General features: G+C 65.6%; 11 protein-coding genes and 2 tRNA genes. 10 read left to right on the top strand and 3 right to left on the bottom strand.

The features are described 5' to 3' along the window. Positions 1 to 6 precede the first annotated feature (6 nt). Positions 7 to 2,025 carry a CocE/NonD family hydrolase gene (locus IOC82_RS07345; RefSeq protein WP_290545531.1) on the bottom strand — a complete coding sequence of 673 codons (2,019 nt, stop codon included), beginning with the start codon at positions 2,023 to 2,025 and terminating at the stop codon, positions 7 to 9. 273 nt (positions 2,026 to 2,298) lie between these two features. On the opposite strand from IOC82_RS07345, the gene IOC82_RS07340 reads away from it, so the two are divergent. The 8 genes from IOC82_RS07340 to IOC82_RS07305 all read left to right on the top strand — a co-directional run bounded on the left by IOC82_RS07340 (position 2,299) and on the right by IOC82_RS07305 (position 14,358). After that, positions 2,299 to 4,335 (top strand): FAD-dependent oxidoreductase, encoded by a 2,037-nt coding sequence (locus tag IOC82_RS07340; protein ID WP_290545530.1) that lies wholly within the window; start codon positions 2,299 to 2,301, stop codon positions 4,333 to 4,335. Then, complete coding sequence (locus IOC82_RS07335; RefSeq protein WP_290545529.1) at positions 4,332 to 5,873, top strand: trimethylamine methyltransferase family protein; 1,542 nt, start codon at positions 4,332 to 4,334, stop codon at positions 5,871 to 5,873. The genes IOC82_RS07340 and IOC82_RS07335 overlap by 4 nt, the downstream gene beginning before the upstream one ends. A gap of 192 nt (positions 5,874 to 6,065) precedes the next feature. Continuing rightward, entirely contained in the window at positions 6,066 to 7,835 is a 1,770-nt protein-coding gene (locus tag IOC82_RS07330) for an amidohydrolase (protein ID WP_290545528.1), read from the top strand. Positions 7,836 to 7,868: 33 nt separating this feature from the next. After that, positions 7,869 to 8,030, top strand: a complete 162-nt coding sequence (locus IOC82_RS07325) for a hypothetical protein (protein WP_290545527.1) — start codon at positions 7,869 to 7,871, stop codon at positions 8,028 to 8,030. A gap of 168 nt (positions 8,031 to 8,198) precedes the next feature. Next, entirely contained in the window at positions 8,199 to 9,119 is a 921-nt protein-coding gene (locus tag IOC82_RS07320) for a class II glutamine amidotransferase (RefSeq protein WP_290545526.1), read from the top strand. Then, positions 9,095 to 11,050, top strand: a complete 1,956-nt coding sequence (locus IOC82_RS07315) for a glutamate synthase-related protein (RefSeq protein ID WP_290545525.1) — start codon at positions 9,095 to 9,097, stop codon at positions 11,048 to 11,050. Before IOC82_RS07320 ends, IOC82_RS07315 begins: the two co-directional genes overlap by 25 nt. A gap of 27 nt (positions 11,051 to 11,077) precedes the next feature. After that, positions 11,078 to 13,630: an FAD-dependent oxidoreductase gene (locus IOC82_RS07310; RefSeq protein WP_290545524.1), complete on the top strand. Its 2,553-nt coding sequence runs from the start codon at positions 11,078 to 11,080 to the stop codon at positions 13,628 to 13,630. A 242-nt stretch (positions 13,631 to 13,872) separates the two neighbouring features. Then, the gene (locus IOC82_RS07305; RefSeq protein WP_290545523.1) at positions 13,873 to 14,358 is read left to right on the top strand and encodes a hypothetical protein; all 486 of its coding nucleotides are present in this window, start codon (positions 13,873 to 13,875) and stop codon (positions 14,356 to 14,358) included. A gap of 10 nt (positions 14,359 to 14,368) precedes the next feature. Here IOC82_RS07305 and IOC82_RS07300 read toward each other — a convergent pair. Beyond that, a tRNA-Gln gene (locus tag IOC82_RS07300) sits at positions 14,369 to 14,443 on the bottom strand. A gap of 79 nt (positions 14,444 to 14,522) precedes the next feature. Between IOC82_RS07300 and IOC82_RS07295 the strand changes: the two genes are divergently transcribed. After that, a tRNA-Pro gene (locus tag IOC82_RS07295) sits at positions 14,523 to 14,599 on the top strand. A 54-nt stretch (positions 14,600 to 14,653) separates the two neighbouring features. On the opposite strand, the gene IOC82_RS07290 is transcribed toward IOC82_RS07295, so the two are convergent. Then, complete coding sequence (locus IOC82_RS07290; protein ID WP_290545522.1) at positions 14,654 to 15,205, bottom strand: biotin transporter BioY; 552 nt, start codon at positions 15,203 to 15,205, stop codon at positions 14,654 to 14,656. A gap of 78 nt (positions 15,206 to 15,283) precedes the next feature. Between IOC82_RS07290 and IOC82_RS07285 the strand changes: the two genes are divergently transcribed. Then, the gene (locus IOC82_RS07285; RefSeq protein ID WP_290545521.1) at positions 15,284 to 16,165 is read left to right on the top strand and encodes an MBL fold metallo-hydrolase; all 882 of its coding nucleotides are present in this window, start codon (positions 15,284 to 15,286) and stop codon (positions 16,163 to 16,165) included. Positions 16,166 to 16,257 lie beyond the last annotated feature (92 nt).

Here is a 16,257-nt window from a genome sequence, read left to right as displayed (position 1 = left end):
TCCGGTTCAGACCATGTCGCGTGCGATGTTCTCATGCCAGTGCCGTTCGAAAACCGTTTGGCCATTCTCGCCGATGGTCAGGTCGATCTCGATGATAAAGTGCGTCGCGTCGCAGGTGAGCTTGCCCCGGCTACGGTGGGTGATGGTGGCATCAGGCCGGACCATCTCCACATCATATTCGGTGAGAAGGCTCGCCGACAGCGGGTCACCGTCGATGATCTCGTAGCGCGCGAAGGCCACGGAGCGCTGGGTCTGGTTGATATCGTGCATGTGCTTCGCATAAGTCCAGCGCGGGAAGTCGACGGTCATCTTGGCCGAGAGGAGATCGCGCACCACGCGGCGCGGGTGGGTCTGCTCGACGGGATCGCGCGTCACCGGCGGGAGCGGGGCCATCTCGGGCGGGTCGAAGGCCCGCAATGTCTCGTCGTCCGGGCCCGGCGGGCGGACCGGCAGGCTCAACGCGCTCTCGCCGCAGTGGATGGTGAGTGTCGCAAGCTCTGGCGAGGGCCAGGCCACGGGCCAGTAGGTGGTGGAGAGCGCAACGGCGATACGGTGACCGGCCGGGAAGGAATGGGCGATGTCGTCCATCTCGACCACCGCCTTTGCGCGCTGGCCGGGCGCCAGCGGCTCCGGGAATTCGTGGCTGTTGCGGTGGGTGAGGTTCAGAAGGCCGTAGGTGACGCGCGTCGACTGGCCATCGGGCGCCACGTCATTGAGGCGGGCGCAGACCAGGGCCTGCGGCTTGTCGCTGGCAAAGCTGAGCGAGACGGTGGGGGCGCCGAGGATTTCAAGGCGCCCGGCGAGCGGCTCCGACACGAAGACCAGCGAGCCGCCGTCATCCTCGCGCTGGTCCGGCGGCCATTCGGCATCGCCGCCATAGCGGCCGACTTCGCCCGCCGCGATACCAACCCAGAGGGGCGAGCAGACTTGTTTTGATCCGCTTACGGAGGATTTTGCGGAGAGGCTGCCGTCGGTATTGAGGAACAGCTTCTCGTCGCGGATACGCGGGCTGGGCCATTGCCGCTCGCCGACCCAGCGGCCGGGGCGCGCGTCGTAGCAGGTCTGGGGCGGCACGCTCTCCTGCATCCAGGCGCGCAGCATGGGCTCCTGCATTATGCCGGTGTCACGGTGCTTCAGCCAGTGGTCGAGCCAGCGCAGCACCTCCTGCAGCCAGCCGATGGCGGGCTCCACCGCCACGTCATGCGGGTAGGAATGGGCCCAGGGGCCGATGAGGCCGAGGCGCGGCACGCTGAGCCCCGCGAGCAGTCGCGGCACGGACTCGGAATAATTGTCGGCCCAGCCAGAGACGGCATAGACCGGAACCTGGATCTTCGAGAAGTCCTCGCAGACCGAGCCCTGCTTCCAGTATTCATCGCGGCGCTGGTGGCTGAGCCAGGTGAGGATCCACGGCTCATTGTGGGCCATGCGCTTCTGCCACATGCCGCGCCAGGCCTCGCCGACGATCGCCGGGTCAGGCGGCAGGTCGTTGTGGGCGAACATGGTGGAGGACCAGTCGAAATTGTCCTTCGACAGGCAGCCGCCGACCCAGTGGATGTCGGTGGCATACCGGTCATCCGTCGAACCCACGGTGATGATGGTCCTGAGCGCCGGCGGCTGGCGGGCCGCGATCTGGAGGCCATTGAAGCCGCCCCAGGAGATGCCGATCATGGCCACCTGCCCGTCGCACCAGACCTGCCGGGCGATCCAGGCGATGGCATCGCAGCCGTCGAGCTGTTCCTGCACGGTGTATTCGTCGTCGATCAGGCCCTCGCTGTCACCCGTGCCGCGGATGTCGAGGCGGAGACAGGCATAGCCGTGGCCGGCGAGATAGTGGTGGAGACCCTGGTCGCGGGGCCTGGTGCCGTCACGCTTGCGATAGGGGAGATATTCGAGGACGGCGGGAACCGGCCCCGCGCCCACCGGGAACCAGCCGCGGGCGGCAAGCCTCGTGCCGTCCGGCAGGGGAACGAAGAGGTTCTCCACCACCTCCACGGCAAACGGAAACTCGCTGCGCTCCACCACCATGCCGGCCTTTATTATTATACGTATGTATAAAAGCTTCCCCGGGCGGGTCAACAGGGCATTTCGCAATGGAAATCCTCTGCAGGGAAAAAAGTCCTTGACAGCGCGCGCTCCATGTGCTAAAAAGCCCATTCTCCAAAATCAGGTATCGGAATGGGCAGCCACGGCGCGGAACCGGCGGCGGCTGTCCCCGTGGCGCGGGCGCCCCCGCGCCCCGGCATCTTGACCCTGCTGGAGATGTCGTTTTACTATACAACCGTTCAATAGCGAGGCCCCATGGCGCGTGATAGCCGCTACGACATTCTTTTCGAGCCGGTGAAGATCGGCCCGGTGACGGCGCCGAACCGCTTCTACCAAACGCCGCATGCCGCGGGCCTCGGCTGGCAGCGGCCCAAAGCCGGGGCGGCGCTGCGCGGCATCAAGGCCGAGGGCGGCTGGGGCGTGGTGTGCACCGAATACTGCTCGATCCACCCGACCTCCGACGACTCGCCCTATGGCTTCCTCACCCTGTGGGACGACGACGACGTGGAGGCGCTGGCCCGGACGGCTGATGCCATCCACGCCCATGGCAGCCTCGCGGGGATCGAGCTCTGGCATGGCGGCTCGCATGCCGCGAACCGCATGACACGCTTGGCCGGAATCGCGCCCTCGGCGATTCCCGCCATGTATCACCTGCCCACAACGGCGCGCGGCATGGACCTTGCCGACATAAGCGCCTTTCGCGGCTGGCAGCGCGATGCGGCGATCCGGGCCAAGCGCGCGGGCTTCGACATCGTCTATGTCTATGCCGGCCACGACTACCTGCCCTTCCAGTTCCTGTCGCCCAGACATAATCAGCGTACGGACGAATATGGCGGCCCGCTCGCCAACCGGGTGCGCCTGCTGCGCGAGATGATCGAGGACACCAAGGACGCCGTCGGCGAAAAATGCGCCGTCGCGGTGCGCCTCGCGGTCGATGAACTCCATGGGCCCGCCGGCATCACCTCCGAGGGCGAGGGCCGCGACATTGTGGCGATGCTGGCGGAACTGCCGGACCTGTGGGACGTGAACGTGGCTGGCTCGCTGGGCAATGACTCGAAATCGGCGCGCTTCAGCCCGGAAGGCTACCAGGAGCCGCAGGTGGCTTTCGTGAAGACCCTTACCACCAAGCCCGTCGTCTCGGTCGGGCGCTTCACCTCGCCCGGCGTGATGGTGAGCCAGATCCGGCGCGGCATCCAGGATTTCATCGGCGCGGCCAGGCCCTCGATCGCCGATCCCTTCATGCCCACCAAGATCCGCGAGGGGCGCGAGGACGAGATCCGCGAATGCATCGGCTGCAACATCTGCCGCGCGGCGAACAATGAGGGCGTGCACCTGCGCTGCACGCAGAACCCGACCATCGCCGAGGAATGGCGGCGCGGCTGGCACCCCGAGAAGATCGCGAGCTACCGCAAGCGCGAGAAGGTGCTGATCGTCGGCGCCGGGCCCTCTGGCCTCGAAGCGGCGCTGAGCCTCGGGCGGCGCGGCCTCGACGTGACGCTGGCCGACCGCAATGCGAAGCTGGGCGGGCGCATCCTGAACGAGTCGGCGCTGCCGGGCCTGTCGACCTGGATCCGCGTGCGCGACTGGCGCCAGCACATGATTTCGAAGCTCAACAATGTCCAGGTCTTCCCCAGCAGCGAGATGACGGCGGAGGACATCGCGGGCTTTGGCGCCGAGCACGTGGTGCTGGCGACGGGCGCCACGTGGCGGCGCGACGGCGTGGGCGTCAATGGCATGGAGCGCCTCGACCTGCCCAGGGCGCTGACGCCGGACGACGTCTTCGCCGGGGCAGCACTTGCGGGCGACATCGTCATCTATGACGACGAGCACTATTTCATGGGCGGTGCTCTGGCCGAAAAGCTGGCGCGCGCCGGGCAACGCGTGAGCATCGTGACGCCCAATCCTTCCGTCTCCAGCTGGACGGCGATGACCGACGAGTTGGGCTTCCTGCAAGCCCGCCTGCACGAGATCGGGCTCACCATGCAGACGGGACGCCTGCTGCTGGGACAGGGTGCAGGCCATCTGCGCCTCGCCTGCACGGCGTCCGGCAAGGAGAGCGAGATCGCCTGCGACACGCTGATCCTCGCGACCGGGCGGTTGCCGGATGACCGGCTGCTTCACCAGCTCTCTGCCACGCCGCAGCCCTTCGCGGTCCACCGCGTGGGCGATTGCCTGCAACCCTCCTCGATTGCCGATGCCGTCTATTCCGCCCACCGCTTCGCCCGTGAATTCGGCGAAGCGGCCGGCGCCGTGCCGCGCCGTGAACGCCCGCCCGTGAAGGACTTCACATGAACATCGACACAGGAGACGCGCGCCAGCGCCGCCGCCCGGCGCGCGCCACGCGGGTGAGCGGCGAGTTGCAGCAGCGGCCCTTCGGCCGTGTGACCAGGCCCTACGAGCCCATCGAGGTGCTGAGCGCCGACAATGTGGCCTCGCTTCACGAGACCGCGCTCAAGGTGCTGCGCGACATCGGCATGCGCGTGCTGGAGGATAGCGCACGCGACCGCTTCCGCCAGGCGGGTGCGGCGATCGAGGGCGACACCGTGAAGCTTGACCCGGGGCTGGTGATGGAACGGCTCCGCACTGTGCCCAAGAGCTTCACGCTGGCAGCGCGCAACCCGGCGCGTTCGCTGCTGATCGGCGGCGGCGACATGGTCTTCGCCTCGGTCGGCGGCCCGGCCTATGTGATGGACAATGACCGCGGGCGGCGGGACGGCACTTATGCCGAGATGTGCGACTACTTGAAATTGATCCAGTCGCTCGACATCATCCACCAGGAAGGGGGCGGGCCCTTCGAGCCGATGGACCTGCCGGCCAATACGCGCCACCTCGATCTCTACCGCGCGCAGATCACCATGCTCGACAAGAGCTGGCAGACGCAGACGCTGGGCCGGGCCCGCACCACGGATGGCCTCGTGCTCGGCGCCCTGTCGCTGGGCCTCACCATGGAGGAGTTAACGGAGACGCCCGCACTGCTCGGCATCATCAACACCAATTCGCCGCTGCAACTCGACATTCCCATGGGCGAAGGACTGATCGCCATGGCGGAACATGGCCAGGTGAACGTGATCACGCCCTTCACGCTCGCCGGCGCGATGAGCCCGGTGACGCTGGCAGGTGCGCTTGTCCAGCAGCATGCCGAGGCCATGCTGGGAATCGTGCTGACCCAGATCGTGCGCCCCGGCGTGCCGGTGATGTATGGCGGCTTCACGTCGAACGTCGACATGCGCTCCGGCGCCCCCGCCTTCGGCACGCCCGAATATGCCAAGGCGGCGCAGGCCTCGGGGCAGCTCGCCCGGCACATCGGCGTTCCCTTCCGCTCCTCCAATGTGAACGCCGCGAACGAGGTCGATGCGCAGGCGGCCTATGAGAGCCAGATGTCGCTATGGGGCTCCGTCATGGGCGGCGCGCACCTGATCGAGCATGCGGCGGGCTGGATGCATGGCGGGCTGACGGCGAGCTTCGAGAAGCTGATCCTCGATGCGGAGCTCCTGCAGATGATGGCGGCCTATTGCGACCCCGTCGTCGTCGACAGCGAGAGCCTGGCGCTGGAGGCGATCCGCGACGTGGGACCGGGCGGCCATTTCTTCGGCACGCAGCACACCATGGAGCGCTACCAGACGGCCTTCTATTCGCCGCTCCTCTCCAACTGGGACAACCACCCCAACTGGCTGGAACGCGGATCAGTGGATGCGCGGACGCGGGCCAACACGATCTGGAAACAAATGCTGCGCGGCTATGAACAGCCGCCGACCGATCCCGGTGTGCTGGAAGAGATCGACCGCTTCATTGCCAAGCGCAAGTCCGAGGGCGGCGCGCCGATGAATTGAGCGGCACACGCATTGCCGATTGACGCTACATTGTAAGATGTTCCGATTGGGAGCAGTACAGATGCTTCATCCAGGCGGTTTGGATGCTGCGAAGCGTTTGACCGGACCGTGCTGTGGACAATAACGTTCTTTCGAGTGTCGAAGTCCGCCCTTTCATGAGGTGTCACCATGTGTCTTGGTTGCGTCAATCCGATGTTGTTGAACAACGTGCTCTATGAGCAGCCCACCGGCTTCGCGAGCGTGGCCACGCCGGCGTCCTCACGCCGGGGCTTCATGGCGCTGTCGACCGCTGCCGTGATCGGCTCCGCCCTGCCGCTGGCGGGGGCTGCCCCGGCCCGCGCAGATGATGCGGCGAGCGCCAGGATCACAGCGATCTTCAAGGGTGGCGCCATCGTTCCGGTGGTGGGGCCCGCCGCACCCGAGGCGATTGCCGTGAGTGGCAACAGGATCGCCCGCATCGGCAACCTCGGCGAGGTGATGGCCATGGCGGACAAGGACACCCAGGTGGTGGACCTTGCCGGGCGCACCCTGCTGCCTGGGCTGATCGACCCGCACCACCATACGCTGCTCGCCTCGATCTATTTCGAACTGCTCACCGATGTGGGTTACGAGAAAAACAAAACGCGGGCCGGCCTCATCAGCAACCTGCGCCAGATGGCGGCGCAGACGCCTGCGGGACAGTGGATCACCGCATCGAACTTCGACAACCTGCTGCAGGGCGGCGACCTGTCACGCGAGGAGCTGGACAGCGTCACCACCACGCACCCGGTGTTCGTGTGGTACACCAATGGACACGACGCCGCGGTGAACAGCATGGCGCTGCAGGCGGCGGCTATTCCCGACGACATCGGACCGCTGCCGGGTGGCGGCCATTTCGGCCGCGGCCCCGACGGCAAGCTGAACGGCCTGATCTATGAAGAAAGCGCCATGCTGAAGGTGGCGGTGAAGGCCTTCCCCAAAATCACGCCGCAGCTCGCCTCCAAGGCGGTGAGGCAATATATGCAGCAGGTGGCTGCGGCGGGCAATACGCTGGTCCACGAGCCCGGCACCATCAAGAGCGAATGGATCGAGGCCTTTGCCAAGGTCTCGCTCAATGCGCCGGTGCGCACCAGCGCCAGCCTGATGTATGAGGACATGAAGGGCTATGCCCCCTACAAGCCGCTCGGGATGGGCGCGAAGGCAGTGGAAGTGCCGAACTCGCTGTTCAACCTTTATGGCGTCAAGATCGTCGGTGACGGGTCCAACCAGACCATGACGGGTGCGCAGACACAGCCCTATCTCGACAGCAAGGACAAGGGGAAGCCCAACTTCACGCCAGAGCAGATGAAGGAGATGGTGGCGGCGGTGAAGGCGGCGGGGCTGCCGGTGCTGATCCACTGCAATGGCGACGAGACCATCGACATCTCGCTCGACGCCATCGAGGCGGCCTATGGGGATTCGACGGAATTCGGCATCAACCGCATCGAACATGCAACCATGGCGCGGCCCGACCAGCTGACCCGCATGAAGAAACTGAATGTGGAGCCCAGCTTCCTAATGAACCACGTGGGCCTCTATGGCGCGGCCTACCGCGACCAGATCTTCGGGCCCGAGCGCGCCTCCTTCATGGACCCGGCGGGGGCCTGCGTGAAGGAGGACATCCGCTTCACGCTGCACACCGACTCGCCCTGCTCGCCCATCGGACCGCTGCGGCTGATTCAGACGGCCGTGACGCGGACCTGCGAGTTCGACAACACGGTGATCGGCGCGGACCAGGCGATCAGCGTTCAGCGCGCACTCGAAGCGGTAACCATCGACGCGGCACGGCAACTGGGCATGGCGGACCGGGTGGGTTCGCTGGAGGTGGGCAAGCTGGCCGACTTCACCATCCTCGAGGCCAACCCGCTCACCACCGCGACGGACAAGATCAAGTCCATCAAGGTGAGCGAGACCTGGGTGAACGGCGAGAAGAAGTTCGGTTGAGACGCACCCAGGACTGGGCAGGAGGCACAGACCATGACACTCGGCGGCGGGATTTTTCCGGCGGTGTTTATTGGAGTGTTTGCAGCATCGCCGGTGCTGGCGGATGACGACAAGGCCCTGGAAGGGCATCGCGCTACTGGGCTGTTTCACCCGACGATGCAGGTCCCACAGGCTGGGGTATCCGCGCCGGAATGACCGTCCTGTTCCCGGCGAAATAGCGCCGGGGCGCCATTGCCGGATAAGCGACCGGAAAAACTCTTTCATCCAGGGAAAAAAAGTTGCCTCCGGTATTGCGGAGTCGCAGCCAGTTGCCCTAGGGTGCATGTTCAACTGTGTTCTTCATTGAGGACGGAGGAATTCTTCATGTGCGGAATCGCTGGAATTCTCTACAAGGGCAGCGCTGCTGCCGATGCCCGGGTCGGCAAGGCGCTGATCGACATGCTGGATGCCTGCCAGCACCGCGGACCGGATTCGACCGGCTTTTCGCTCTACCGTGACCCGGTGCCGGGCCACCTCCGCCTGCGCTTCATCGTGGGCGACGGCGACGAGGCCCGGGCGGCGATCGAGCGCGTCAAGCAGAAGCTGACCGAGTTCCAGGCCAAGATCGTGGAGGAGGAGCACAAGGGCTCGTCCTTCGCGGTGCTGGTCAAGTTCGACGGCGACCTGCAGAAGTTCGCCTTCGAGATGGAGCATGCGGCCAAGCTCTCCTCCATCGGGGAGAGCCTCGACATCATCAAGGACCTGGGCGGCGCCTTCGACGTCGACAATGTCTACAAGATCGACGGCTTCAAGGGCACCCATGGCATCGGCCACGTGCGCCTCGCGACCGAATCCGACGTCGCCCCCGAAGCCACCCACCCCTTCTGGGCCACCGGCTTCTCCGATATCTCGATCGTCCACAACGGCCAGATCACCAACTATTACAAGATGCGCCGGAGGCTGGAGAAGCAGGGCTACTTCTTCAACACCGACAATGACTCGGAACTGATCGCCGTCTACCTCGCCGACAAGTTGAAGCACGGCTTCACGCTGAAGGACGCACTCAAGACCTCGATCGACGACCTCGACGGCACCTTCTCCTTCCTTGTCTCGACCAAGGACGAGATCGGCTATGCCAAGGACAAGCTCGCGGCGAAGCCGATGGTCAAGTACGAGGACGACAAGATCATCGCCATCGCCTCGGAGGAAGTGTCGCTGAACCGCCTCTTCCCCGGCCGCGCCCTCAACACATCTGAACCCGCTCCCGGAACCTACGACACATGGCAACGATCGATCTCAGCGTAACGCCCGTCCGCGAAGCCAACGAGCGCTTACGCAAATATGGCGCAGACGGCATAGACGTCGAGGTGCTGAACCCCGACGCGCGGCACCATATCGGCGTCGGGCTGACTCACCCGATCAACGTGCATATCCGCGGTTCCGCCGGCTATTTCTGCGGTGGCCTGACGGATGGCCCGCGCTTCCTCGTCGACAATAATGTGGGCTGGGGTGTCGGTGACAACATGCTCAACGGCTCGATCGTCGTGAACGGCAATGCTTCCGCCATTCCGGGCGTTGCGATCCGCGGCGCCGAGATCGTGGTCAAGGGCAATATCGGCTCGCGTGCGGGCCAGGTGATGAAGGCCGGCACGCTCTTGGCATGCGGCAACGCCAGCTTCATGGCCGGCTACATGATGTATGGCGGCCGCCTGATCATCCTCGGCAATTCGGGCGAAAAGGTCGGCCAGGACATGACCGGCGGCGACATCTATGTCGCAGGCAAGATCGGCGAGATGGGCACCGACGCGATGCTCATCGATTTACCCGCCAAGGAGCGCGACGAGATCCTCGCCTTCCTCGACAAGTACAAGATCCCTTTCACCGGCACGTTCCAGAAGATTGTGAACGCCGGCAAGAAGCTGCGCTACCCCAAGACCGAGCCGCGCCGCCGTGCCATACCCTTCTTCGAGAGTTTTGCGGACAATTCCTACTGGAACGCCAAGGTCCAGGAAGACATCCACATCAAGTCGCAGATCGGCCGTTACCGGATCCGCGGCTATGGCGCCGCGCGCCCGATGCCGCACATCTCCGACATCGCCTTCAAGAAGGACATCAGGATCGGCGCCATGACCGATCCGGACGTGCTCTCCAAGGTGCACATGAAGACCGAGGTGGGTGGTCGTTCGGGCGCCAACCCCTTGAAGCTCTCCATGCCGGTGATGATTGCGCCTATGTCCTATGGCGCGCTGTCGAAATCCGCCAAGCTCGCACTCGCCATCGCCTCGCGGCTTTCCGGCATTTCGGAGAACACGGGTGAAGGCGGCATGTCGAAGGAGCAGCGCGAAGAGGCCCACCAGCTGATCTACCAGTGCCTCGCGGGCCGCCTCGGCTGGAACATTCACGACATGCAGAAGGCCAACGGCCTCGAGATCTACATCAGCCAGGGCGCGAAGCCGGGCCTCGGCGGCCAGCTGATGGCCAAGAAAGTGACGCCGGAAATCGCCCGCATCCGCGGCATTCCGGCGGGCATCGACCTGCGCTCCCCCTCGCGCCACCCGGATGTGCTGGGCGCCGACGACCTGGTCATCAAGGTCGAGGAATTCCGCGAGGCCACCGGCTATCGCGTGCCTGTCTCGGTGAAGCTGGGTGCTGGCCGCGTGCGTGACGACATCAAGATCGCGTGGAAGGACGGCTTCGACTTCGTGGAACTTGACGGCATGCAGGGCTCGACCGGCGCTGCCGGCAACGAGGTTCTCGAATTCGTCGGCATCCCGACGCTCTCCGCCATCCAGGAAGCGCGCGATGCGCTGACCGAGGTGGGCGGTCTCGACATGCCCATCGTGCTGATGGGCGGCATCAAGGACGGCATCGACACCATCAAGGCGCTGGCGCTTGGCGCCCATGCCGTGGCGGTGGGCACCTCGGCGATCATCGCCGGCGGCTGCATCGCGTGCCTCCAGTGCCATGCCGGCACCTGCGTCACCGGCATCGCCACGCAGGACCCCGAGCACGAGAAGCGCTACAACATCCCCGTGGAAGCCCAGAACATCCACCACTACCTCGAAAGCGTGCGCTGGCAGATTGCCGCCATCACCCACGCGCTGGGCTACAGCGACCCGCACCAGGTGAGCCGCGACGACCTCGTGGCGCTCACCCCCGAGGCGGCCGCCATCACAAGGCTTCCCTATCACCCCGAATATCGCGAGCGTGACCAGGACCTCCGCAGGGCCTCCTGATCCGGCATCCACACTAGGACCAAGACGATGAGCACGAACGTCATCACCGTGTACGACATCAACCGTGTGCGCCCGCCCAAGGCGCCGGCACGCGATGATGTGCAAGACCCGCACTTCGTTCCGGCCCCCTGCCAGGTGGCCTGCCCCGTGGGCACCGATGCGCCGTCCTACATCGGCTTCATCTGGGAAGAGAAATATGCGGAGGCCTTCGAGGCCATCACCGCGACGAACCCCTTCTCGTCGATCTGCGGCCGCGTCTGCGATGCGCCCTGCGAGCCCGCCTGCCGGCGCGCCGATTCGGATGGCCCGATCGCCATCCGCAACCTCAAGCGCTATGTGATGGACAAGCTGGGCAACGACCATCATCTGCCGCCCGTGCACGTGACGCGCAAGGAGACGGTCGGCATCGTCGGCGCGGGCCCCGCCGGCCTCACCGCCGCGCAGGACCTCGCCGAAGCGGGCTTCGAAGTCCATGTCTACGAGATGATGGACAAGCCCGGCGGCATGATGGTGTGGGGCATTCCCGGCTTCCGCCTGCCGCCCGGCATCATCGCCGAGGACATGAAGCGCCTGTTCAAGCATTGCCCGGGCATTCACATGCATTGCGGCGTGACGCTCGGCAAGGACGTGACGCTGGACGAGCTGAAGCAGCGCCATGCCGCGGTGCTGCTCACCATCGGCTCGTGGTGGGGCAAGCCGATGGGCATCCCGGGCGAGACCCACGGACAAGTCATCGACGGCGTGGGCTTCCTTCGCCGCATCAATGCGGGCGAGCGCCCGGCGCTGCCTGAGAAGGTGATCGTGGTGGGCGGCGGCGACGTGGCCATGGACGCCTGCCGCGCGGCGCTGCGCATGCCGGGTGTGAAGGACGTGAAGGTCGTCTATCGCCGTGGCCCGAAGGAAATCCCGGCCCGCAAGGAAGAGCTGCACCAGGCCATTCTTGAGAACATCGAGGTGATCTACAACACGCAGCCCGTGGAAGTGATCGACAAGGAAGGCGCGATCGCGCTGCGCTGTGTGGAGACCCGCATGGGCCAGCCCGGCCCCGATGGCCGCAGGAAGCCCGAAACGGTTCCGGGCTCCGAGCGCGACATCGACTGCGGCATGGTGATCATGGCCGTGGGCCAGAAGGCCGAGAGCGCCGAGCTGGACGCCAAGGGCCTGATGGCGGGTGACCGCGTCAAGACCGACTGGAACTCCATGCGCACCGAGGACCCGAAGGTCTTCGCCGCAGGCGACGGCGCCTTCGGCGGCTCCACCATCGTCATGGCGATGATGCACGGCCACCGTGCCGCGCATTATGTGAAGTCGTTCCTCGATGGCATCGCCGAGCCGCTGCCCTATCGCACCCCCTATCGCACGCGCCGCGTTCCGGCCGCACAAGACATCAACTGGGAAATCTTCCCGCGCCGCGAACAGAAATTCAACGGCCTGGGCGAGAACCCTTCGTCCTTCCCGGAGATCGAAACGACCTATAACGACGTCACCGCCAAGGAAGAAGCCGCGCGCTGCTATCGCTGCGATGCCGAGACCGGCTCGTCGGATTACTCGGTGAAGACGCGCGAGGACATCTTCGTGATGGCCCGCACGCCGGTAACCGACATCCGCACGCAGGCCGCGATCCTTGAGAAGCGGCTTAGCCCCAAGGCCAACCCCTTCCCCGAGAACCACCATGCGTCCTTCGACGACTTGGTGCTGCTGCCGGCGAACCTGTCGCGTCTCGTCATCGACCCCTATCGCGATGCCTGCAACACGGCGACCGATATTGCGGGCAAGGTGAAGCTCGAGATCCCGGTGATTGCGGCCGGGATCGATGCGCTTCCCGCCGAAGCCAAGAACGGCCTCGGCCAGGCGCTGACGACCGTCGGTTCCGCCTACCTGACGCGCGAGCCGCTGCCGCATTCCAAGGCGCCGTGGCTGCAGCTGCTGGAACCGGGCGACACGCCGAACCCGGGTGCCGTGGGCCAGGTCTATGTTTGCCTCAAGGGCTTCAAGCCATTCAAGATCGCCAAGCAGCCGGGCATGATCACCGGCCTCGTGGCCAATTCGCACGACCTCGAGAAGGCCATTCCCTTCGCGCTCGATCATGACCTGGAGATGATCGTGCTCGACGGCTCCTCCGGCATTGCCGGCGAATGGCCGGAGCTTAAAGGTTATCCCGACTTCGGTGTGCTGCGCGATGCCATGCGCATCGTGCGCCGCATGAACCGCGAGGAAGACATCGACTTCGTCTATTTCGGCGGCGTGCGCTCCGGCACCGACGTGGCCAAGCTCATCGGTCTCGGCGCCAAGGCCGGCGCCATCGGCCTCACGCTCGGCATGGCGCTGGGCGGCGAGATGAGCCCAAGCGGCATCGCCTTCTTCGGCGACCGGACGGACGCCGAGCGTGCCGATGGCGCGGCCTCGATCATCAACTCCATGTCGGCGGAAGCTTCCATCATGGCGCGCTGCACCGGCAAGACGGATGTGCGCAACATCGAGCCTGAGGACCTGCGCGCCATCACGCTCGCAAGTTCCAGGGCCTTCGGCATTCCGCTCGCCGGCCAGAAGCGCGGCACGGTTATCGAGGCGGCGGAATAGGCAGCCGCCGCAACGAACGCAATCGGGGCAGGCGTTTCCGGGGGCACTCGCGGGGGCGGCATGGACACATCATTCTCTTCGGTCTTCTCCTTGCGGCGCTCGCCATCTGGCGCAGCGCGCATCGCCGGTTGGCGCTGGGCCTCTGGCCCGCCGCTCTGGCGCCGGCCGGCCGGGGCCCATTGCCCAAGTGCGGAACTTGGGGCAATGTTTCGTCGCCATTAACCTAGGCTCAAGGATATCCCATGACCAAGATACTGCATCCTGACGACAACGAGTCCACCACCACGCGCCGCCAGCTGATGGGCGGACTTGGCGCCATGCTGCTCTTGCCGCTCGCGGCGGGCGTGGCGGAGGCTTCAGCGGCGGCCGGCAATTCCGGGCGCATCTCCTTCCGCATCACCCGGGCAGGCCTGATCGTCGGCCTGGGCGGCGGCACGGGCACACTCAGCTTCAATGGCAAGAAATATCCCCTCAGCATCGGCGGCGTCAGCCTTGGCGCCACCATCGGCATCGCGTCGGCCGATTTCGTGGGCAAGGTGCGCCATCTGCGCCGCGCGAGCGACATCGCCGGCACCTATTCGGCGGTGGGCGCGGGGCTTGCGGCAGCAGGCGGCGGCGCCGTCGCCCGGCTGCGTAATTCGCGCGGCGTGGAGCTTGAGGTGTCGGGCAAGCAGGTCGGTTTCATGGCCTCGATCGACCTCAGCGGACTGCGTATCCGCCTGGCGTAAGCACACGGATTGGCTGGGGCGGGAGGGATCGAACCTCCGAATGGCGGAATCAAAATCCGCTGCCTTACCGCTTGGCGACGCCCCAGCAGATGGGCCCGTATAGCCAGCCGAACAGTGCTTGCCTAGCCCGAAAAGCATGTCTATAAGCCGCTCCGAGCCTTAAACGGAGTGTAGCGCAGTCTGGTAGCGCACCTGCTTCGGGAGCAGGGGGTCGGAGGTTCGAATCCTCTCACTCCGACCAATGAATAAGGCGCGGAACCGGCGGGTTCCGCGCCGTTGTCTTTTCAGAAATGCCTCAGCGGCGGCCGAGCAGCGCCCAGGCGGTGGGGAAGCCCAGCGCCGCCACGGCGGCCTTGACGAGATCGCCCAGCAAGAAGGGCATGAGGCCGAACTGGATGGCCTTTTCGACGCCGATCCAGGCCGAGAGCCAGATGAGGCCCGGCACATAGAGGACGGCAGCACCCAGCAGCATGGCGGCGAACATCTTCGGGATCGACCGGTCCCAGCCGCGCTCGGCGAGGTAGCCCACCACATAGGCCGCGGCGATGAAGCCCAGCACATAGCCGAAGCTCGCCAGCATGACGCCCGACTTGAACTGGGCGAAGACCGGAAGGCCGATGGCGCCTTCCAGCGCATAGAGAGCGAGCGTTGCCGCACCCAGGCGGGAGCCATAAGCCGCGCCGATCATCAGCACGGCGAGGCTTTGCAGCGTCATGGGCACCGGGATCATGGGCACATTGACCTGCGCCGCGGCGGCAACGATGAGCGAGCCCACAACAGCGAGCACGGCATTGCGCGCGAGGCCGGTCTGCGGCCACAGGCGGTCGGAAAGAAGGCTGGCATTCATGGTGGTTCACCCCTACCCTGTTCGAGGAAATATCGGAACCCCTTATAGAGTTGGCCTCAGCGCGCCGCAACTGACTGCATGACGGGCTTGACGTTCGACCGCACCTTCGACGCGACGCCGGGCCAGGCCCAGCGCCTGTCGCCCCTTGTGCGGCGGGTGCTGGCGGACAACCCGAGCCCCTACACTTTCAAGGGCACCAACAGCTTCATCGTGGGCAATGGCCAGGTGGCGGTGATCGACCCCGGGCCGGATGACGATGCACAGTTCGCCGCCCTGCTCGACGCGGTGAAAGGCGAGACCGTGACCCACATCCTCGTCACCCATTCCCACGCCGATCATTCGCCGCTGGCCAGGCGGCTGAAACACGCCACGGGTGCCGTGATGCTGGCTTATGGCGCGGTGGACGCGCCACTCGCCTCCGGCCTCCGGCTCGATGCCTCGATCGACCATGATTTCGTGCCGGACATGCGGCTGGCCGAGGGCGATGAGGTGAATGGCCCCGGCTGGACGTTGGAGGCGCTGTTCACGCCCGGCCACATGTCGAACCACATGTGCTTCGCGCTGAAGGAGGAACAGGCGCTCTTCGCGGGCGACCACGTGATGGCCTGGGCGACCAGCGTGATCGCACCGCCGGATGGTGACATGGGGCAGTATTTCGCCTCGCTGCGCAAGCTCCTCGACCGCGATGACCAGGTCTATCACCCCGGCCACGGCCCCTCGAAGCGCGACCCGCTGCCGCTGGTGAGGGGCTACCTCGCCCACCGCCGCATGCGCGAGGAGGCAATCCGCGCACGCATCGAACAAGGCGCGCGCAGTGTGAGCGAGATCGTGGCATCGATCTATGCCGGCGTGGACCCGAAGCTGCATGGCGCGGCGGCACTCTCCACCACGGCGCATCTCGATCACCTCGTCCAGCAAGGCAAGCTGCGCAAGGTGGAGGGTGTTTACGAAAGCGTCTAACCCAGACTCCCTCTCCCGCTTCAGCGGGAGAGGACGCCTCAACGAAGTTGAGGCCGGTGAGGGGAAGTCGGCGGTGAGCGGGGCATTGACTT

Source organism: Aestuariivirga sp., assembly GCF_020252395.1.
GTDB lineage: Bacteria > Pseudomonadota > Alphaproteobacteria > Rhizobiales > Aestuariivirgaceae > Aestuariivirga.
The sequence above is the reverse complement of the archived record's forward strand: the minus strand, read 5'-3'. Positions and strand labels throughout refer to the sequence as shown.